Annotated in this window: 21 protein-coding genes; all 21 read right to left on the bottom strand. The window is 33.6% G+C overall.

Features of this window, described 5'->3' with window-relative positions:
• Window positions 1-6: 6 nt before the first annotated feature.
• Window positions 7-2,397, bottom strand: coding sequence for a hypothetical protein (locus tag QZZ11_RS08895; RefSeq protein ID WP_292475451.1), 2,391 nt, complete (start codon window positions 2,395-2,397; stop codon window positions 7-9).
• A gap of 25 nt (window positions 2,398-2,422) precedes the next feature.
• Entirely contained in the window at window positions 2,423-5,116 is a 2,694-nt protein-coding gene (locus tag QZZ11_RS08890; protein ID WP_292475450.1) for a hypothetical protein, read from the bottom strand.
• A gap of 88 nt (window positions 5,117-5,204) precedes the next feature.
• Complete coding sequence (locus QZZ11_RS08885; RefSeq protein WP_292475448.1) at window positions 5,205-5,381, bottom strand: hypothetical protein; 177 nt, start codon at window positions 5,379-5,381, stop codon at window positions 5,205-5,207.
• Window positions 5,382-5,410: 29 nt separating this feature from the next.
• Window positions 5,411-5,818 carry a hypothetical protein gene (locus QZZ11_RS08880; protein ID WP_292475446.1) on the bottom strand — a complete coding sequence of 136 codons (408 nt, stop codon included), beginning with the start codon at window positions 5,816-5,818 and terminating at the stop codon, window positions 5,411-5,413.
• A 108-nt stretch (window positions 5,819-5,926) separates the two neighbouring features.
• Window positions 5,927-7,021 carry a hypothetical protein gene (locus tag QZZ11_RS08875; protein ID WP_292475445.1) on the bottom strand — a complete coding sequence of 365 codons (1,095 nt, stop codon included), beginning with the start codon at window positions 7,019-7,021 and terminating at the stop codon, window positions 5,927-5,929.
• On the bottom strand, window positions 7,014-7,565 hold the full coding sequence (locus QZZ11_RS08870) for a hypothetical protein (RefSeq protein ID WP_292475443.1): 552 nt from the start codon (window positions 7,563-7,565) through the stop codon (window positions 7,014-7,016). Before QZZ11_RS08870 ends, QZZ11_RS08875 begins: the two co-directional genes overlap by 8 nt.
• On the bottom strand, window positions 7,562-8,005 hold the full coding sequence (locus QZZ11_RS08865; RefSeq protein WP_292475441.1) for an HK97 gp10 family phage protein: 444 nt from the start codon (window positions 8,003-8,005) through the stop codon (window positions 7,562-7,564). Before QZZ11_RS08865 ends, QZZ11_RS08870 begins: the two co-directional genes overlap by 4 nt.
• Entirely contained in the window at window positions 7,980-8,435 is a 456-nt protein-coding gene (locus QZZ11_RS08860) for a hypothetical protein (protein WP_292475438.1), read from the bottom strand. Before QZZ11_RS08860 ends, QZZ11_RS08865 begins: the two co-directional genes overlap by 26 nt.
• A gap of 88 nt (window positions 8,436-8,523) precedes the next feature.
• The gene (locus QZZ11_RS08855; protein WP_292475436.1) at window positions 8,524-10,770 is read right to left on the bottom strand and encodes a hypothetical protein; all 2,247 of its coding nucleotides are present in this window, start codon (window positions 10,768-10,770) and stop codon (window positions 8,524-8,526) included.
• A gap of 586 nt (window positions 10,771-11,356) precedes the next feature.
• Window positions 11,357-11,542: a hypothetical protein gene (locus QZZ11_RS08850; RefSeq protein ID WP_292475435.1), complete on the bottom strand. Its 186-nt coding sequence runs from the start codon at window positions 11,540-11,542 to the stop codon at window positions 11,357-11,359.
• Between the two features lie 83 nt (window positions 11,543-11,625).
• Complete coding sequence (locus tag QZZ11_RS08845; protein WP_292475432.1) at window positions 11,626-11,835, bottom strand: hypothetical protein; 210 nt, start codon at window positions 11,833-11,835, stop codon at window positions 11,626-11,628.
• A 12-nt stretch (window positions 11,836-11,847) separates the two neighbouring features.
• Window positions 11,848-12,975 (bottom strand): phage minor head protein, encoded by a 1,128-nt coding sequence (locus QZZ11_RS08840; protein WP_292475430.1) that lies wholly within the window; start codon window positions 12,973-12,975, stop codon window positions 11,848-11,850.
• Entirely contained in the window at window positions 12,887-14,587 is a 1,701-nt protein-coding gene (locus QZZ11_RS08835; protein WP_292475427.1) for a phage portal protein, read from the bottom strand. Before QZZ11_RS08835 ends, QZZ11_RS08840 begins: the two co-directional genes overlap by 89 nt.
• 17 nt (window positions 14,588-14,604) lie before the next feature.
• On the bottom strand, window positions 14,605-16,176 hold the full coding sequence (locus tag QZZ11_RS08830; protein WP_292475425.1) for a terminase family protein: 1,572 nt from the start codon (window positions 16,174-16,176) through the stop codon (window positions 14,605-14,607).
• The gene (locus QZZ11_RS08825) at window positions 16,163-16,765 is read right to left on the bottom strand and encodes a hypothetical protein (protein WP_292475424.1); all 603 of its coding nucleotides are present in this window, start codon (window positions 16,763-16,765) and stop codon (window positions 16,163-16,165) included. The genes QZZ11_RS08830 and QZZ11_RS08825 overlap by 14 nt, the downstream gene beginning before the upstream one ends.
• A gap of 88 nt (window positions 16,766-16,853) precedes the next feature.
• Window positions 16,854-17,024 (bottom strand): hypothetical protein, encoded by a 171-nt coding sequence (locus QZZ11_RS08820; RefSeq protein WP_292475422.1) that lies wholly within the window; start codon window positions 17,022-17,024, stop codon window positions 16,854-16,856.
• A gap of 30 nt (window positions 17,025-17,054) precedes the next feature.
• Complete coding sequence (locus QZZ11_RS08815; RefSeq protein ID WP_292475420.1) at window positions 17,055-17,333, bottom strand: hypothetical protein; 279 nt, start codon at window positions 17,331-17,333, stop codon at window positions 17,055-17,057.
• A 48-nt stretch (window positions 17,334-17,381) separates the two neighbouring features.
• Window positions 17,382-17,765 carry a hypothetical protein gene (locus QZZ11_RS08810; RefSeq protein WP_292475418.1) on the bottom strand — a complete coding sequence of 128 codons (384 nt, stop codon included), beginning with the start codon at window positions 17,763-17,765 and terminating at the stop codon, window positions 17,382-17,384.
• Window positions 17,755-17,988, bottom strand: a complete 234-nt coding sequence (locus QZZ11_RS08805; RefSeq protein ID WP_292475416.1) for a hypothetical protein — start codon at window positions 17,986-17,988, stop codon at window positions 17,755-17,757. Before QZZ11_RS08805 ends, QZZ11_RS08810 begins: the two co-directional genes overlap by 11 nt.
• Before the next feature lie 1,223 nt (window positions 17,989-19,211).
• On the bottom strand, window positions 19,212-19,469 hold the full coding sequence (locus tag QZZ11_RS08800; protein ID WP_292475414.1) for a hypothetical protein: 258 nt from the start codon (window positions 19,467-19,469) through the stop codon (window positions 19,212-19,214).
• Window positions 19,470-19,781: 312 nt separating this feature from the next.
• Entirely contained in the window at window positions 19,782-20,297 is a 516-nt protein-coding gene (locus tag QZZ11_RS08795) for a hypothetical protein (protein WP_292475412.1), read from the bottom strand.
• Window positions 20,298-20,401: the final 104 nt, after the last annotated feature.

The following is a 20,401-nucleotide window of genomic DNA, read 5'->3' as shown; positions in this document are numbered from 1 at the left end:
CTATTGTTATGGTGCACTTGTTATTCCCAGTAGTCCATAGTATTGTATGCTATGTACTGTGAAGTATTCTCTTGCACTACCATAGAATCCAAAGTATACATCATCACTGATACTGTTCATGTCATAGCTTACTCCAGTATATGTTCCATCAATGTACACGTATGCTACCTTATCAAGGACTTTTACATCTATAAGGTGTGTGTAATCATGACCCCATTGTGATGAATCCACATAATCACTTAGTTGCACGTTTACTCCTATCATGTTCACTTTATCATTAGTCCATACTACTCTACCTAGTCTGAAACGTTGATATGCTCTGGTGAAGGATACTTCTATCCGTAATGAGTATTGTGTTCTTATGCTTGGTAGTGCTTCATTGTAGTATACAAAGTATTGTCGACCTGGTAATAACTTGCCATCTGTTATTGTTGGCGTTACTGGGTTGGATGTTGAACCACTACTTGGCAGTGCATAAGTCCAATTTGTTAGTGGTGGTATTGTTACTGGCATTTCTGGGTATGTAGCTCCTGTACCATGACTGGTTACTTGGAATTTTAGTATTAGTTGTGCTCCGATGTTTGTGTCTGTTCCCATTTCTTTGAAGAATCCTTTGGAGTATGAGTGTATTATCTCAACAGTATCTCCAACATGGAACGTATTAGAATCAATATTTAAACTACTCAGTAATACTCCAGTATTCCCTGTTACAGAGTCACCACGTATTGTTGAGGATATGTCTCTTAGTGTTCCTCCATTAATTCTCATTTGCACGGAGTATCCTACACCCCATACTCCACCCTCTTGTCGAGGAACCCAATAAGTAGACGCGGTTGAACCCATATATATCTTTGAATTTATTGGTAGTAGTCCGAAGTTACATACCTTAGGCCAGGCAGTATTCGAAAAATCAATACGATAAGTCTTACCAGCAGCAGTAGTGGTGGTGTTCAGATATACATCTACATCTAACTCGAGGTTTTTCTGTCTTGATTCTATGGATACAAATTCTTTCACATCCTCAGAATACAGGTAATTAGACTGACTAGCAGGACTATACTCCAACCGTAGAGTATAAGTATTAAAGAAACAAACACTGTTATCCAGTGTAGCAGACTTCAAAGCAGTAAGGTCTAAATCTGTGAACATTAACTCCATTACACCACCATACATGTAATCATCACAATCGAACTCACCAATACATTCATCAATACCAGATTCTTCATGTAACATGTACAATGACACAGTACCTGATGTGACTGTAGTATTAGTGTAACTACCCTTCATGGAAATACGTAAACCTTCAGGTTCAACATCATACAGGTAACTGTAAGTGATTGTGTTTCCCTCTACTGTGAATGTTACTGGTTCTTTATCAACCGTTAAAGTAAATGACTTGCTATTGGCGAGGTATTCTGCATCCACATACTCTACTGTGTACACTTTGCTTCCCATGCTTGTAGGAGTAATACGAATACTAGTTCTACTGTTAAGAGCAAATTCATCAACAACAGTACTACCCTGCTTAACACGAATAGTACCCTGCCTAATATTCTGACCATTATACTCCACCCTCACAGGCACACTAGACTGTTGACCAATACTACCAGTAGCAGTAGATTGAACAATTATTGATGCAGATTTCTTAGCAGTAGTTACAACAAAGTATGAAACATTATCTTCATATACTCCTAAACCATCATACTCTAAAGAATAAGTATATGTTCCTGCATCAGCTATATTAACATAAATATCAGGTAAACCACCCGTTATAGTATATGTTTGAATAACAACACCATCTGGATTTTTAAGTCTAATAACCCCTGATTTAGGAATAAGTCCATGCATATAATCTTCTAAGGAATATGAAAGAAGTACTTCTTCATTAGTGTTACCACTCACATTATCCACAGAAAAACTTGTAAGTATTTTATTAACAGAATACAATGCACTTCCATTACAAGGAGCATACTTTTTACTAGTGTTTCCAAGGTATGTTGCTTCAACAAGTATGTTCTCTTTAACAGTATTCACTACATAATCCGTGAAAAGTATGTGACCATCATCATCAGTTACAAGCTTGTAAACTCTGCCATCAACCTTAAGAGTTACTGGTTCATTTGCTAACGGTGCAGAATTACCCTCAAGAGCCAGTGATATAGTACAAGGGTCACCACAAAGAACATCCCATGCACCAACACTTAATTCTGTGTAAACACTATCAAAGTTTAAATCCATACTAGTACCATTCACAATTTCCTTATAAGTGAGTTTAGCACCTTCCGTTCTTTCCACGATAAAATCCTCATACTCAGTACTTTGCATCAGCTTAGTATAATTAGGTAAAATATTACCCAGCAATCTTGCTTTTGTAGGTTTCATCTCTTTTCTTGTCATATTATCTTTTCACCTCCAAAAAGTATTATATATGTCTTCTTAATTCATTCAACAACTTATTCTTAGTACGTTCATCAAATCTCTGGAAAACAGGACTGGTAACAATCTGCCTGATAACTTCCTTATCAGTAATAGCATCAGTAACCAACTGAGCAACTCTTTCTTCATCAACATCATTAGGAAGTCCATTAACATCCAAGGCATACTTAACTTCAACAGTACCCTTATTCACTACCTCAACAGGTTCACCAGTAGTAAGATGATCCAAAATATCACTAAGAAGTTTATTCTCATTATTTCGTATCCTTGTTTCATCCTGAAGTTTGCTACTAACACTATATCCAATTTCATTTCTGCTTGAAGTAACAGCACTGGCAAGAATACTGTTTGCACCAGTTTCATTAAATGCTTCAATAGCTGTTCTTCCTACCATTGAAGCAGCATCAGCTACACGATAAGCATTATCAAGATAAGCCTGTGCCATACTACCAACCTGATAAGTTACAGCATCTTCCACATAAGCACTACCAGTAATACTACCAAGTAATGCATTCTTGAAATCATTAAGTAAATCCCAACCTAACTGAATTATAGCACTTACTAATGCTCCTCTTCTGTTACGAATTTCATCTTTTATCTTAGATAACCATTCACCAAACTTACTAGGAAGCTTTTTAATCCATTCAATAAAGTCATCAACCATCTTCTTAGCTGTTTCCTTCATTTTGTCAACTATCTGTGAACGCCATGTATTAATCTTGTTTAACGTGTTAAGTAACCAAGTCCAAAACTTACCTGGAAGACTACTTACCCATTGAATGAAACCATTAACTGCATTAGTAGCTGTAGTGATGAAGTTACTAACAACTTGTTGACCCCAATTCCATACATTCTGTAACACTACCATAAGCCAAGCCCATACCTGACCAGGCAAACTAGCAATCCATAACACGAAACCAGTAACAGCATTACTTGCAGTAACTATGAATGTGTTATACAATGATACTGCCCAATTCCATAAGTATAAGATAATGCTTCCAAGCCATAACATGAAATTGTTATACAACAGTTCAAGGTATGATCCAAAATTCTGGAAGATTAATATGATACTGTTAATAAATTCCCAGAAACTAGTCCAAGCACTCATGAACACGCCACTAACATATTCACCAATACCTACGAGCCAGTTCCAAGCATTACCTATAGCTTCACAAAGACTGTTCCATGCACCAATAACACTTGTTTGAATAAACTGTACAAAACCATCAACTGCATTTCTCACATCTTCATTAGTATAATACAAGTAAACCAGTACTGCAATAAGTGCAACTATTGCAACCACTACTATGGTAATAGGGTTCAAAGCAAGAACTGCATTCCAAATTGCAGTAACTGCAGTAATAGCTTTTATAGCTTCAATCAGTTGAATAATTGGAAGTATAACAGTTGCAATACTACTTAATGCCAGTACTACAACACCTATAACAACAGCAATCTTTAAGAGCCAAGGATGTTGCTTACTAAGGTCAGATATCCAACCAAGTACTGTTTTCAGTATAGGAAGTAAAAACATTCCAATCTCTGTACCAACACCTTTAATACTCATCTTGAATGATTCCCATTGATACTCAAATGTATTGGTAAATTCTTTAAACTTAGGATTCTTTTCAAGTACCTTATCCAATGCTGCTGCATATCCTTCAATATCATTTGCAGCACCACTCCAACCTGCAGCTTTTAAGTCTGCCTCTGTAATACCTATCTGTTTAAGACTTCTCCATTTTCCTTGAAGTCCATCAAAGGCATGTTCCATTATACTTGCAGCTTCTTGACTACTTTTTCCCATAGCCTGAGCCATAATACCAACCTTAGCCATAGGACCAGGTAGTTTACTTACTGCATCTCCAGCAACATGGAAACGAAGTGCTACATTGTTAACAGCTGTAGCCATGTTGTTATATCCAAGTGTTGTTCCTGCTACTGCACTTTTTATACTGCTTTGTGCTCTTTTGAATGCTTCTGCACTACCAGTTACACTTTGAGTTACAGCATTTACTTTTTCACGTGCTATTGCACTATCAATTATGAAACTTTTCAAGCTTGTTACACCAACTACTGCAAATGCACTCATAATAGCACTTTGTACTCCACTAAGTCCACTTGCAAGGTTTGTAAGCTTATTTTTAGCATTACTTATTCCTGTTTGGAAATTGGTGAAAGCTGTTTTTCCTTTTGTTCCAACAGTGTTTACTACATTACCCACTTTTATAAGAGCATTGCCGAGTAAACTTGTTTTTGATGTGGTACTTGCTATTTGACCGTTAAGTGTTGCAAGTCCTGCATTACTTATCTGTCCTGTTCCCACATTCATGTTTGACAGTACACCTGTTGCACTTTTTATCTGTTGCATCGTGGTTTGCCATTTGCTTTTTATTTTTTCTGCAGCATTAAGGAATGGTTGTGCAAGCCTTGATTCATTAATTGTTTGAACAGCTGTACTATTTCTTATAGTGTTTTTGATACTGTTGAATGCATTGCTGACTCTTGTTTTTAGAGCATCATATGCACTTCCCATTCTGCTTGTAGCACTTGTTGCCTGTGCACTACTACTGTTTGCTACACTACCAGTTTGATTAATGGTATTGTTCACTTGTCTTATCTTCTCTGATAACATGTCTTTAGCATTAATGATTACTTGTAGTGTTTCTGTACTTACCACGATAAACCACCTCCATATTTAATTAATAATAAATTGTAAAATTATATACCTAAAAAAAATAGGAGGATACAGTCCATTTTACAACAATTTAATGTCTAAAATGTCTGCTCCTCCTCCGTGCTTTCTGAATATCTTTCTGACTTTTTTCATCTCCACCTAACATATCACTATACACTTTCATAACACCATAATCAATGAATACTGCCTGATCAGGAGTAAGTTCCTTGTAGTCTTCATTGAACACATGGTATCCTATGAATTCCATATGTGCAAGGTGTATCCCTTCTGGAGATTCTACTGCTTTTTTATTTCGTTTTCAGTTTTATTTTGTAAAGCATTAATCACTGCTTCATCATCAGTATCAATAATACCGTTTACACGTTTTAGTTCCTTTACAAGAACTGGGTATATACTGTATAATTCATCAATGCTTTCTTCAGTAATCTCTTCTTCAGGATAAGAACATTGTATGAGGTAATGGTCTGCACGGTTGCTTGCTTCAGTCACTTTCTTAATGTTCATGTTTGCTTCTTGTTGACTGTTGCGACCTAGATTTGTACGTACTGTTCCAAATCCTTCATTTACCATTCCATCATATGTTTCACGTTGACGGACTGTCAGTAATTTTACTTCTTCAGATACACCTTCCACGGTGATGGTTGCAGTTCCTTTTGCTAATTGTCTAATATTTTGAAAACTCAAATGTAAAACCTCCAAAAAAAATATAATTTGTTTATGTACTATAAAAAAAAATTGAATGGTGGTGATAAAAAAGAAATAACTTTTTATAAATTAATAACCCAATAGTAACTACTCTATAATGTCAGGTGCAACACGAGTAGCTCTGGTAACTACCTTAATATATAATGGAGTAGTTTTAACCATGTTGTTACTGAGTGTTACACTTTCAGTATTGAATGGTTTAATCTTCAAAGTAGCTTCAAGAACATTACTATCTGCCTCAATAGGGTCAACAGTAATTCTACATTTTGGGAAAACCATTAAAACATATTCATCAGGGTCAACACAACTCTGAGCTTTTACGGTAACTTTCTTAGTAAACTCTTTACATGGTGCAGGACTGTTCCATCCTCCACTGTTAGGATTGTACTCATTATGCATTGCACCTATGATGAATTCATAGTTTCTTCTGTTGAACTTTGTTACTGCTTCTGCTTCTATATTACAACTTTCCATGTTAGGTTTGAAACCGTAACTGATACTGCCAAGGCATCGAGCATCATCACCAGTTTGATGATTGTTTTCTATTGTTAGTTTAAAGTCATTGAAACAGTTACTTGTCGTGTTAATGTCATCGTTTTCATCACCAATCTGAACAGTATAATCATACCCTACAAGTGGTATTGCTTTAAGCATTGAGAAATTACTACGATAACTTTCCAATGAAATCTGTTTAATAGATTCAGTCTTATAAATCATTGACAAGTCAATCTTTGTTTTGTTAAGATTTGCATCCCATTCCATACTGTCAAACAATCCACCAAACACTCTTTTCAGTAGAAAATCTCCACTAGTGAAATCTCCACTAAATGCTGGTCTTTCAAACTTATCCCCAATCCAAAATTCATGAATGTTAAGTTTAGTACCATCACTTGCAGTTTCTATGTTACTATTGTACTTGTACAATCCCATAACACCATAAAGAATAGTAGGAAGACTACTTGTATGTGCAGATAGTGAAAGGTCACCTTCAGGTTCAAAATATCCATTCCTGAATTCATCAAGTCCATTTCTTGTATCTTCTTCATCAAAATCTTGTACATTAAGGTCTGGACTATGTCCATCATCATGTATATAGTATGCAGGACTTTTGTTTTTCTTGAACTGGTCTGTACCATATGCATCTCCTGCATCTTCATACACTATACCTACATAATTAACCATTATCATCTGCCTCCGTTAATTGTTGTTCATATCTGTAATAACATTCAAGCCAGTGAATGTCAATATTGAAAGTAATATAAAATCCTTTTATTATTACATCATCTTCTCTGTTAATAGCATTCAATGATCCATCATTATAACCATCACTAATTGTGAAGTAGTTTATGAATCCATCATCAATACTGTCAAATATGGTTGGAGTATAGTTTTTCATGATACTCATGATTGTTTTTGCTTGAAGTTGTATTGCCTTGTTTTCACTGGTATCTTCATCAGTCATGTCAACTATTATAGCTACTGTGAATGGATATTCTATTGTAGCATAACTACCTCCTTTTGTGAATGTTTGACCTTCTATTTTCCAGTCTTCCTTTTTTACCCATATCTCATAACTGAGTACACTTCCTTCAGTTCTGAAAGTCTGACAATATTGGTCTATTTCTTCAAGTAATCCGTTTTCACAGATTTCGCTTGTTATCCATTCACTAAACTTTTGGGGTATTCTTTGTAATGGTGTTTCCATATCTACATAATATCCTGTCATGCTTGTTTACCTCCACTTTGTCTTATTAAGCTTGTTCTGAATAGGTTTGGTATTTTCTTTCTATACTCCATAAACCCATCTTCTGCCATGTGTCTACCTGGTTGACCTCTACTGTTTGTAAAGAAGATGTCTTCACCATCAATCTTAGCATGCATTGCCTGTGCAGTTTTTGGGAAGATTCTATGTCTTCCTTCTGTTGCAAAGATACCAGTACCTTTTTCTACGAACAATGCATAATTCCTAGTGTTTTGTACTACAAGTCTGTCTTTAGTTAGTTTTGGAGTCCAACTGCCTCTTAGTTTTCCAGTATCTACTGGTGTTTTCTTTTTTATTTGACTGGTTAGTTCTTCACTTGATAAGCTTAGGAATGTACTGACTACTTTTTCAGGTTGGTTTTTGAACAGTTTACTCTGTTCAGCCAATCGTATTTCTATCTTCATCTGTAATTCCTCTTCTACCAGTTACTGCGAGTACTCCAAATCCTAGACTACTTTCTGTTATTTCACTTTTGTAATTTCCCAGTTCTTGTTTCATTGTTACAGGAAATATTTCACTAGGTACTGTTTTGATAGTCCAGTCATTTACTTTAACTACACTATGACTTTTGTAGGCACTTGCAAGAGCACACATATTAGCAACAATCCTGCTACTAACATTCTTGTACACATAGTATTTGGTGCCTTCAGCTTCAAGCTCTGATTCTGTTAATGGATTGTTCGTGTAATCATTGATTAATGCACTTGCTTCATAAATCCATTTGGTTAGGATTTCATCTAATTTATCAGCTTCAGTTGTTTTATCAAGCCCTAGCTTTTTATGTGTAACTCTACTGATGTCTTTTACATCTTCAATTGTACAATAAGTTATCATTTTATTTTGTTCCCTCCATATAACAGTTTTAGATTAAAAAAAAAAATGTAATAAAAGAAAAGGATTTAATTATTATATTCCTTTCAGTCTATTCTCCACCGATAAGACTTGCATATTCTTCAGCAGTTAAAGTTAATCTTACTGCATAATCATCAATACTGTAAGCATTAGCAGTATCCATAGTTGCATAGAATGCATCTGAACTAGTTTCTGCATAACGTTTAGGTTCAATACCTGCTTCACGACCAACAACAAAATGAGTATTAGCTGGTTTGGTTAAGAGTACACTTACATTACCACCATCAAGTGCATCACGCATAGGTTTATTGTTAAGAGTTGGTGATACTTTAATTGGAGCATCTCCCCAATATAATGGTGCTTTCTGACCTACAAAGTCAATAGCTCTGTCAGCTGCTTTGTCAAGGAAGTAACTACTGTAAGCTCTTCTTACATTGGTTGGTACATAAAATACACATTCACTTTCAATTTGAGCTTCCTCAGGTAATGCATAGAACATTGCATCAAAGAGGTCAGTAATTTTATCAAGGTTTACATCACTACTGGTTAATTGTTGACCTGCAGATTTAAGGTATCCATCTTGTCTTCTGTATTGGAGGTCTACACTATTAGCTGCTGATGCATTACCGTAGAATCTTGCTACTGCTACACCTTGTCTGAGTCTAGCCATTGCTCTTTCAAGAAGTATGTTTACAAGGTCATCACCATACACGTTTGCGAGTCTTTGTCTGTCGGATACGTTGATTTTAACTCTTTGTGGGTATGTTTCAATTTCTTTATCTTCAAGAGTTGCTTCTTGTACTGCAGTATCTTTATCGAAGTAGAAGTGTTCAGGTAATGCTCCATCTTCTGTTGCAATGGTATCATCTAATCCGTAGATGTGTCCTTTACCATGAATACCTGTTTGGTATGTTGCATCTTCAAGTAATGGTTCACTTTGGATAAGTTTTGTTACATAGGTTGTGAAAAGGTTAGTGTTAAGAATTGCTTTTCTTGTATTGGTTTCATCAATGGTGAAACTTGCTTTGTAAGCATTTTGGAGGATAGGGTCATCAAGGAAGTTTATGAAGTTGTGATCGTATGGTCTTAATCCTGTTGCATCATAGTTAATGCTGTCTGTGGTTAAGCCTTTCATACTCATATTGTTTTTAACTGCATCATATATTACTGAAAATTCATCTCTTTTTACTGTCATTTTTGGTTCATCTCCTGTTATTTTTGCACTTTTTCTACTTTGTTGTGCAGATGGTTCTGCTTGTCTTAGTGGAATATCTTCTTTTTTGGATTTTCCACCTCTTCCTGAAGTTTTCTTTTTGGTTTCTGTTTCTTCTACTTCTTCCTCTTCTTCAGGTTCTTTTTCTTCATCAACAACTTCTTCTTCAGTTTCTGTTACTGGTTCTTTTGGAGGTTGTGTTACTGCTTTATCTTCATCTGTGATGACTGGTGCAGTTCTTAAATCTTTGATTGCAGATATTACTTCTTCATGTTCTTTTTTCATTTCTGCATTGATTTCTTCTTTTAATGCTCCAACTTGTTCTTCTATCATTGTTTGTACATCTTCTTGTAATGTACTGTTTGTGATAGTTTCTTCAGTTTCAGTTTCTGTTGGTGTTGATTGTCTGAATTGTTTAACTGCATCTTTTATGCTGTTAATGAATGTTGTGTTAGCATCATCTTTTTTTTGTTCTGCCATTTTATCACTTTCCTTTATTTCTTCTGTTTGGATTAATGACCGTTTACAGAATTTAGCTTTGTTTACACATGGAAATTTGACTAGACTGGTTGTTAACAGTACAGGGTCTTCAATGTCTTTGATAAGTGTTCTTTTTGCACTTAGCTTCTTATTGATTTCCTGTATTACATTATGGTCTATGTCTTCTTTCTGTGCAGTTTTTGTGATTAGCTTGTTATAGATCTCCATAACAGTATTTGCATCACTTTTTTCACTTACGGTTACACTATATGCTACAAGTTGTTTTTCATCGATTTCCTTTATTGCTTGTTCATCGGTGATTTCACTTTCTAGCCATAGTGTACGTGGTGGTACTGTTACTGTTGTTCCTGTTACATCTTCAAACTCCATGTTATCATCATTGTAGAATAACCGTAATGGTTTTCCGATGTTTGTCATGTAGTATGATCCTTTTTCATCTGTGAACTGGTGTTGATAATCAATGATGTTGTAGTTTTTGAAACTTTGTTTTAAAGCTTCTATTTTTTCATAGCTTAATAATTCTTCACCATTATTGTAATCACAGTCTGGCGTGTATGGAACAAGAATTGGACCTAATACTGTTCTACTGGTGATGTGTACCACCTCCTTTATGGGGTTAATTATTTTAATATTAGGTTACAAAGTATTACTATCGGTTCTAATTATTGTTACATTATTTTTGATAAAAATGATTGGATTAAAATTAATTAAAAGTAAGAATGATTGGAGTTGAAGGGGTTGAGGTTGTTGGTGGATTTGCACCACCCAATAACATTGGTGTTATTTGCTACTGTCTAGCTAACAACCATTTTTATTTTTGTACTATTTTTTTTTATTTTTGATTCACATTATTGTTTAATTAATCATACTGGCGTTGTTGTGGAGAATATTAATCCCCCACTAGATTTTTAATTATCGTATTTTCACTTCATTAATATGCCAGTATAAATTTTCCCTTCTTCATGTAGTGAGTACTCAAAACTACATTCAAAAGGGATAATCTGTTTTTTTGTATAAATATAACACAATAAATATTTCTCATCGTTGAATTTAAAAATGTGAGTACTCTTATTGCTTAGGGTGGGAATTGAACCCACTATATTAATAAACGTATGTATGTCTTAGTCTCCTTTAAAGTTTTTAAAAGATTTTCCTAAGCATCTAAAAAAAAAGAATTAATAATAATTACCTACATTATATCAGTAGGTAAACTTTCAGTATGTCTTAACTCATGAAGTATTTGTTTTCTTTCCTTTTGTAGTAACTCTGCTATTTCAGGATTAACATTTCCTATGCCACTATCAAGTATTTCGTTTATTTCATGTAACCTGTATTCATAATATCCATCACTCATGTAATCACTTTCTTCTTGCATATAATATTGCTTGATGTAGATTAACACACTCTTTTTTTACATCATTATTCAAGTGTACAATTATTCTACAATCACCAATTAATTTAAATATCTGTTTCATGTTCTTTCACTAATTTAATAATTTCTTTTGTAAATAAATGTGCATGATTATCATCAACATTCCATAACAAATTATGTTCACAGTGATTACTACAATAATCACAAGCCATCTTATCATCATGATTATTACAGTTACCACAATCAACAATACTAAAAAAAGCTTTAGTTACACGAAACACATCATCATACAACATAACAATACACTCCTACCAATAACTAGCAAGATAATCATCCATCTCCACGTAAACTTCAGGAATCTCCAAACTATCATCAAACAACATTTCATCTTCATACCAACTGGTAGCACCAGGTGGAGGAACAAGTCCAACCTCAGGAATATAAGCAACTTCATCACAACGACAGTTAATCCATTCCTCAATATCGCCACTAGTATCTCCAGGATACCTTAATCCATTACTATACATACCAGTACCATCTGCAAAGGTAATTTCACCATCAACCTCTGCATGACTGTCTCTTACTCTTTCATCATCAGTAGCAAGCCATTGAACATATTCCACATTAGGATTATTCACTAACCTGTTATGGTTTGCACTACTCTGAGCTTTCAAGGTTTCAGTCCGTGCAATCCTTTCAGCTTCAAAATCTTTCAAGTCATTGAACATTTCCTGTATACGGTCTGCTACAGCATAAGTACCCTCACCTTCTTCTGCATATGCTTCCTTGATAATATCATACACTTTCTGTGTTACTCTTTGTAGTGTAGATTCACTTGCAGTAAAAACATTATTGCTCATGTATTCTATTACTGCTTCATCTATCTCATATTCAAGTAATTCATAATATCCAAGGTCAGATGGTTTTAATCCATTAAAGTTATATCTATTCAAATACTTGTTAAGTGTACTTTGCACATTATTATTGTACCGTAACTTTTTCTTGATCTTTTCACTTAACTCTTCACTAGTAATATCAGAGTATAACCATTCATCAAGATTATCATCCTTAGCAGCAACAAGTAACAAGGTATTATCCAATTGTTTACGTGCAACCTTATTATTAATTCTTGCTTCAACATTTTCACTATGAGTAATATAAAAGTCCTGAACATCATCAGCTACAATGTCCAGGTAATCCTGCTTATGATTTTTTATAATATTCTCTACCTGAAACAAGTACAGTATATCATCCTGCTTTTCATCACGAATACAAGATAAGATAACATTTAACACATCATCAAACCAGGACATAAGGTCATGTTTCAGATTTACCTCAGCAATCTTTTCATCCTCTAATTGCTTCCTTGATAACAGATAATCTTCCTTTACCTGCACGCTTTTTAGCAGCATGTATGTTTCTACGTTTACGTTCAAAGTCTACACCAGCCTTAACTACTCTTTCTTGTAACAAGTCTAATTCTTCATCACTTGCACCAGCAATACTGGTAATAGGTACACCCTGTATACAGTATTCATCAAGTAATGGTTCTTCACTATCACTACTAATACCAAGTGCCTTACTATATTTAGCTTGGAATTCACGAGCTTTCATCAAACCTTTCAATACAAGGTCTGCATCCCTTTGAACACCTTCCGTAATATTCTGTTCAATATAATCTAATAACTTAAACCGTAAATTACTTACATCATGTTCAAAAGTAGACTTGTTCTCAAAGAGTAATAATCTTGTAATCTCATTAGCTATCATGGACTGAGTAGGTTTCACCTTATTATCATTATGAGCCAGTAATGTACTGTCCATAGCATTATTACCCATGGCACCAGTTTTACTGCGAAGTATCAAGTTTGGATCAACACCCATCATACCACAAAGGTCTTCACCATTATCTTCTTTTAATCCTCTGAAACTTGCTTCTTTAACATCAGTAGCAAGTGGAGTAATAGTTACATTAACAGGATTCTGTCCACTACCAGTAGGGAAGCTCATAACAATAGCACCATGACGGCCACCATCAATAATTTCCTGTATCTGTTTACCTATCTTATACCGTAATGTTTTTGTAGGGTCAAATGCAGGATTTAAACTTCCATCTTGTAAGTACCTTTTACTTTCTTCATCATAAAATGTTCCAGTAATAGTTACTACCCATGCAGGCATACCAAAGTTAATGAAGAAGTCAATAATGTAATTCTGTCTGCCTATCTCCATCTCTATTATCTTCATTCCTGGAGCTATCTGTGGTATTCCATATTCGTTTGCTCCTCTGTCATCACGATAGAACCATATTACTTCATGTGCTTCAACATCTTTTGGTAATGGTGTGTTACTCCATTTACCTGTTTCACGGTCCAGGTATTGCTTCTTACCATTCTTATAGTTTGTACCATATATGATAAAGAATGTATCTTGACCATTTATTGTTTGTACAATACGTTTACTATCTGAACATAGTTTTACATTATCAGTGTCAAACTTTTTCAAGTATTGTACTCCACTATCCAATCCATCATCACGAATTATTTCTATTCCAGCATTACCCCCAGTTTCATAATTATAAATACTGCTCTTCACAGTTTTTGTAATACTGATAGGCATACGATTGAACCAGTCCAATACTTCCTGCTTTGCATCAATATCTTCATCTGTTTCAATACCACTACGACTTACAATATCAAAACCATTCTTTACACAGTCATTGGCAACACGTTCTGCACATTGCCTGAACACCCAATTGTTACGTGTAAGAAATGTGATGAATGTACTAGGATATGCAGGTGTTTTCCATTGTAAACCATACTGTGTTTCTTTTTGTTGTGCACTTTCCGTGAATTGTATTTCATGGTCATATAAGCTTTTGAATGCTCCATCTTTTTCTATGTATAAATTTTTGTCTTTATCACTTGTTACGATGAAACTGTCAGCACTCATATCACTACGATGTATTGGTTCTACATCATCAAGATATGTTACTGTTGGTTCTTCATCTAATAACTCTGGTATATCTTCATTTATAATTGTCTTCAACCTCCAAAAAAATTAGTTTAATATGGGGTGTATAATATCCTGTTTAGTTTGAAGTAGTTTGCAGCACTACTGAAACTGTCTACTATATCATCATGTTTACCTTTGTTTGCATCACTATCTTCACCATCAAAGTTTTCTAATTCTTTGATAGCTGTATGAATCCATTCCCTACTACCATGAGGATGTACCACAAACTTTAAACAACCATTCTCTGCCAATCGTTTTAATTCATATGACCTATACATTTTATCCTCACGTGGACTATAACTTGAAATTGTATGAGTAGGATACTCTGATTGTAAGTTATCAATAAACAGTAATGGCATACTTCCAGGTTCTTGTTCAATATGTGTGAAAACATTATTTCCATCATTAACAAGAACTGTTCTTATTATCCTGTTTACTTCTCTCACATCTCTTTTACTTCTTTCAAGATGATGAATATACAGGCAGTCATTGGTATAATCCATACTTGCCAATGTACCTGCATAGTAATCCGTTTTTGTTTGTCTTTGTCTTTTCTTCTTTTTAGTATGTGCAGCTAAATCCCAGAATCTGCCAGTTGGTAGTAATAGATCAACATCATTATAATCTATTGTACATGTAAGATTTTCATCATTGTAGTCTGTGTCATTGTAGAACCATTCATGTTTGAACTGATAATCATTTTCGTTGGTAGGGTGTCCTTGCATTATCATATTAAATCTTTGTGTACCTCTTCTTCTACGGTCTGCCAGTAGGTCCTCATAGTTTTTGTGTTTGCTCCATAATGGTGTATCTTTTGGTCTGCATAGTATGTCTACATCACTTCCTTCACTTAGTGCTGGGAAGTTCATGTTTACCCATGTGTTAGGATTTATGCTTCCTCCACTTCTTAGGATTTCCATTGCTTCTTTACCATCTATGTTAGGTTCTTTTTCAAGTAGTATTCCTTGAAGGTCACGTACATCTAATCTTTGAGCTACTACTATTATGATTGGTGGTAATGCTTTTTTATGTACTCTGTATCGTTTTCTTAATCTTGTATCGATACTTGTATCATACCAGTCTTCAAGGTCTTCCTGAAGTGTTGGACTTCTGGCATCTTTTATTTCTTTGATTGGATCATCAATTAGTATGAGGTTTGCAGGGTTACCCATTATTGCACCATGTGCTCCAGCAGCTAATAGTTCTCCATCGTAGGGGTGTTCAAATAGGAAGTTGGTTTTTCTTTGATAGTCCTGTTTTAGTTGTGGTTTTGTTAGGGTATCTTTACCAAATTCTTTTATTATATCTCTTATTCTACTTCCATACTTGGTTGCTCTTGATTCACTATAAGCTGTTACTATTACTTTATCCTGTGGATTGTTTACCATGTAGTAACTGATGAATGTGTTTACAAGCAATTCTGTTTTTCCATGTTGTGGTGGTGCACTTATCATTATCCTACTGACTTTGCCTTGTACTGCATAGTCTAATACTTGAAATAATGGTATTTGCCATTTAAGTGGTTTGTATGTGTAGTAGTGTATGTGATTGAACCAGTCTACTAGTGAGTCTGAAGGGTATTCTGTGTGTTTGTATTGTTTTGGTTCGTTAATACTCTTCATCTTTGTATTCCTCTTCTAGTTTTTGTGTAGTGTTTAGACTGTTGTTGGTTCTTCTGTCTTCTACTCTTTCTAGTAGTTCGTTGATTACTGTTGTGTCCTGTGCTGCTTCTTTCATGTAGTCATCGAAGTTGTTGGTTTTTTCTAGTCCTTCGAGTAGTTGGTTCCAGCTTTTGTTGTGTTCTTGTTCTTCTTTGTGTAGTTGTATTCTTGTTTTGTCATTGGTTGGTAAGTTTGATAGTATGTCCTGTCTGTTTCTTGTATCTTGGATTACTGCTTTGTGTGATTCTACATGTATTTCTTCTATTTCTGCTAGTAGTCCTGCTATTCTGCCGTTTGCTTTTTTGATTGCGTTGTTTTTTTCTTCTTCTTGGTGTGCTATGATTTGTTCTTTTCTTTTTAAGAAGTCGAATTCTGAAATCCATCTGTGGCATGTTGATGGTGCATATCCTGATAGTTTTGCTAGTTCATTGTATGTTGGGGTTGGATTTGTTTGACAATAGTATTTGTGGAATATTCTATGGCAGGATTCTGATTCTTTTTTTCCGTTTTCATTTATGTATCTTTCATAAATGTTGTTTTCTTTTGTCATTCAACCCCCCTCTATTTTGTTACTGAATTGTTGTTTTTTTTAATGGTTTTAAATAGTTGTTTTTATAGAAATAGTATATTTTGGGTGTTTAGTTTGTTGGTATTGTTATGTTTTCTAGTTTTATGATGTATTGTTTTTTTTCGTGGTTGTGTTCGATTGTTATGTTGTTTGTTTGGAATAGTGTTGTTATGTTGTTTTTTAGGTTGATGATGTCTTTTGCACAGGTTATGTGTTTGTCTGTTATTGTGATTGTTATCATTGTTTTTGTTCAACCCCTTCTGTTTTTTTTTTATTCTTCTTGTGTTGTTTCTTCTTCCTCTTCCTCTTCTTCATCTGTTTCTTTTTCTGTTGTTGTTTTGTTTAGGTTTTCTATTAACACATCTATTTCACCGATTTTGCTTTGTAGTTCATTTTTTACATCTGTAGTACTCCATGTTTCAAAGCATTTGAAGTCTTCATCGGTTCTTTTTATTCCTTCATTTTCTTCTTCTGTTATTGTGTCAAGTATGTCTATTGCATTCAATAGTAATTGTTTGTTTTCTGTTAATTCTTCGATTGTTTTTGTCATTTTAATCTTTACCTCATTTTTTGTTTGTTTTATATGGTGGAGATTGATTTATACGAATTTTACAAATTCAACAATTAATGCTACTGCTACTCCAGTACCTATCACGAATAATAGTTGTTTGTAGACGTCTATTCTACGTTCTAATTCTGTTATTCTTGTACTGTTTTTGGTTGCTGCTTCTTTTAATTTTTCTATGCATTTGAGTTTTTCTTCCATGCCGTTTAATCGTTGGTTTAGTGAGATTAGTTGTTCGTTTTGTTTGTTGTTTCCTTCTTGCATGACTTGTAGCATTTTCATTATTTCTGTGTAATTGTTTTTTTGTTCTTCTTCATTTTTTTGTATGCTTTGTGTGATGTTTTTTTCTAGTTGATCTATTCTGTATTCTAGGAATCGGTATTCTTCATGTGTTTCTTGTGCTTTTTCATTGCACATCACTTCCAACTCCTTCATCTTCTTCTTCTTCTTGTTTTTCATACTTATCTTGGTAATATTGTGTTAGTGTTTCTTCTTGTTTTTCTGTCATTGTTTTTTGCATGAATATACCTCCAAAGATGCCTAGTATGAATTCTGTGAATTGTGTTGTTCCAAGGTATAAACTTACGAGTAATGCTACTCCGAGAAATAATATTATTATTGTTTGATTGTCTGTGTGCATTCTTTTGTTCACCTCCAAATTTTATTATTACATTTTGGAAGTGTACTCTTCAGTTTTTTTTTTATGAGAAAAAATAGGTTTTTGTTTTTTATGGGTAAAAAATTGTTGATGCCTGGAATCGAACCAGGAATAATATAAGATATTTATTAGAATAGAATTTTTATAAAAATTTTATAATAAATTATTCATACAAATTATTTGATAATTTTTTAATAAATAATATTTTTTTTATACTGTTATCTAACCCTTTCATCAACATGTTCATAATCATAGTTTTATAATAAGGGAATACTATTTGTGAGGAGTACTCATACTCACAGGATAGTATGTTCCCCATTGCTTTGCATTAATCAATAATCAAAAAAATTCATAGTAATTTTTAAAATGTTTTTGAGTACTCAGATTGGTTCTGGTGGGAATCGAACCCACTAATTCTTTTAATATAGAAAACAATAATACTCTCTTCACTTCGACATCCATAGCATACCAATTACTATATTAGTTTCCTTTCAGAACCTCATACCTAAATGAAAGGATATATTCTGTTACAACATACTTATTTCTGGTGTGGAATCCTTTTGGTATTATAAAGAAAGAAAAAATTTTTTATTAATAAAATAAATGAATTTTATAGGTAATTATTATTTTTTTATGGTGAATCCAAAAAAAAATACTTAATATATAACACGCATTAAGGAGCAATATTATTATATTTAACAATGTACTAATACTATCCGAGGAGTACCAGCTTTTTCCCTTGATTATCTAATAGTAAAATAAATTAATAGTACACAATAATCACAGCGTCTACAATTATTTGGAAATGATATATTTCTTTTCACTAAATGAATAACTTCTAAATGAATATATTAATTAAAATTTGATAATTTATTACGAAATAAAAATGTCATACTAAAAAAAATCAGATGTAAAAACAATTATTATTATACAATGATTTCTTCATAGAAATAATTTAACAATTTTTCTGGGAGGAAAACTTTCCCATATCTACAAGTTTATTACATGCGTTCATATATTAACATTTTGAATATTTTTTTTAGTGGTATATTGAACTACAATTCCCTATATTTTTTTTTTACTTCCACGCCAACATTTTATGGTATCATATCTTAACTTTTTTGTTGTAACAGAATAATCATCATCTTACTGAATCCCATCCCCTCTATATCAGGAGTCATTTAATAGAAATTATATTAATAACTTTATTTATTCAAATTATAACTTACCAAAAAAGATATTGATTTATCAGAGAATTTAATCCCTAAATGGTAATTTTTTTTACGAGGAATTAACAAGAACCCAGGGAAATCCAACCCATAAACACTTGGAGCCAATAGTACAAGTCCACATTGGTCACAGCATAATTCTGCATGAGTATCATCGTAGGTGAATATGTTACCCCTGCATTCAGGACATACTTTTGTTACTCTATTATGTTCATGGACTGAATTGGAGTTCATTATGAAAGTCCTCAATATACTGTTTGACAAAAACAAAATAATGAAAACATACAAAAAATAGTATACGACATCTATATATGCCAGTACAAAAAATAGGATTTCAATAAAAAAATGGGGGGATGAAGACATCATATAATAAAAACGAAATATCTCCATCCCCACACACATTATATGATAATATAATTTAAATATATGATAGACTACACATCATTTTTCCATAAAAAAAATAAATATATAATCATAACCACAATATAACATTGCACATAAAAATAATTAAACATTTCGATAAAAAAAAGAAAAGAAGAAGAATAATTAATAACCTGCACTTTCACTAACAGTCATACCAAAATCTTCAGCACAAACCTTAAACTGCTTACCAATACTAACACTATTAGCAGCAAAGACATCACTATCCTCACCACCAACAGGACTAATCTCAGTACCATTAGGCCAGTAAATATGATCCACAACATCATTACCAGTTTCAGTACCATCATGAACATTATGATATGTAATGACTAAACCATCAGGGAAGTCAAATGTTTTACCACTACCATAATATAATCCTGCCATCTGGTCTTTGGTTACGTAAAAGTTATGTCCTTTACCGTTGGAGTCTGTTCCATCTATCCAACCGTATAAGCTGGTGTCGAATGCTAATCCGTACCTGTCGAAGTCTAATTCTTTTACTGTTATTGGTTCTTTTTCTGTTGTGTTTTCATGAGTGGTGTTGTTTCCTGTGAACATTGCAAATGCAAATATTATAATTATGAGGAGACAGCATCCACCTATAATTTTCTTATTTTTGTTTTCATTATTGTTATCCATTTTATGTTTTCCTCCAACACGTTTATTGGATAATAATAGTATTATATTAGGTAACTGTTATATTTTACTTATGAAGTATTTGAGTAATAACTTTCAACATTAGT

The organism is Methanosphaera sp., from assembly GCF_016282985.1.
In the GTDB taxonomy this organism is placed as follows: Archaea; Methanobacteriota; Methanobacteria; order Methanobacteriales; family Methanobacteriaceae; genus Methanosphaera.
This window is presented reverse-complemented; position numbering and strand designations above follow the sequence as displayed.

Bases quoted from the DNA above. Each gene is read 5' to 3' on its own strand.
- QZZ11_RS08800 (WP_292475414.1), bottom strand. From the start codon at position 19,469: ATGAACTCCAATTCAGTCCATGAACATAATAGAGTAACAAAAGTATGT.
- QZZ11_RS08850 (WP_292475435.1), bottom strand. From the start codon at position 11,542: ATGCAAGAAGAAAGTGATTACATGAGTGATGGATATTATGAATACAGG.
- QZZ11_RS08875 (WP_292475445.1), bottom strand. From the start codon at position 7,021: ATGGTTAATTATGTAGGTATAGTGTATGAAGATGCAGGAGATGCATAT.
- QZZ11_RS08885 (WP_292475448.1), bottom strand. From the start codon at position 5,381: ATGGAATTCATAGGATACCATGTGTTCAATGAAGACTACAAGGAACTT.
- QZZ11_RS08810 (WP_292475418.1), bottom strand. From the start codon at position 17,765: ATGTGCAATGAAAAAGCACAAGAAACACATGAAGAATACCGATTCCTA.
- QZZ11_RS08795 (WP_292475412.1), bottom strand. From the start codon at position 20,297: ATGGATAACAATAATGAAAACAAAAATAAGAAAATTATAGGTGGATGC.
- QZZ11_RS08820 (WP_292475422.1), bottom strand. From the start codon at position 17,024: ATGATAACAATCACAATAACAGACAAACACATAACCTGTGCAAAAGAC.
- QZZ11_RS08805 (WP_292475416.1), bottom strand. From the start codon at position 17,988: ATGCACACAGACAATCAAACAATAATAATATTATTTCTCGGAGTAGCA.
- QZZ11_RS08895 (WP_292475451.1), bottom strand. From the start codon at position 2,397: ATGACAAGAAAAGAGATGAAACCTACAAAAGCAAGATTGCTGGGTAAT.
- QZZ11_RS08825 (WP_292475424.1), bottom strand. From the start codon at position 16,765: ATGACAAAAGAAAACAACATTTATGAAAGATACATAAATGAAAACGGA.
- QZZ11_RS08845 (WP_292475432.1), bottom strand. From the start codon at position 11,835: ATGTTGTATGATGATGTGTTTCGTGTAACTAAAGCTTTTTTTAGTATT.
- QZZ11_RS08860 (WP_292475438.1), bottom strand. From the start codon at position 8,435: ATGATAACTTATTGTACAATTGAAGATGTAAAAGACATCAGTAGAGTT.
- QZZ11_RS08815 (WP_292475420.1), bottom strand. From the start codon at position 17,333: ATGACAAAAACAATCGAAGAATTAACAGAAAACAAACAATTACTATTG.
- QZZ11_RS08865 (WP_292475441.1), bottom strand. From the start codon at position 8,005: ATGAAGATAGAAATACGATTGGCTGAACAGAGTAAACTGTTCAAAAAC.
- QZZ11_RS08830 (WP_292475425.1), bottom strand. From the start codon at position 16,176: ATGAAGAGTATTAACGAACCAAAACAATACAAACACACAGAATACCCT.
- QZZ11_RS08870 (WP_292475443.1), bottom strand. From the start codon at position 7,565: ATGACAGGATATTATGTAGATATGGAAACACCATTACAAAGAATACCC.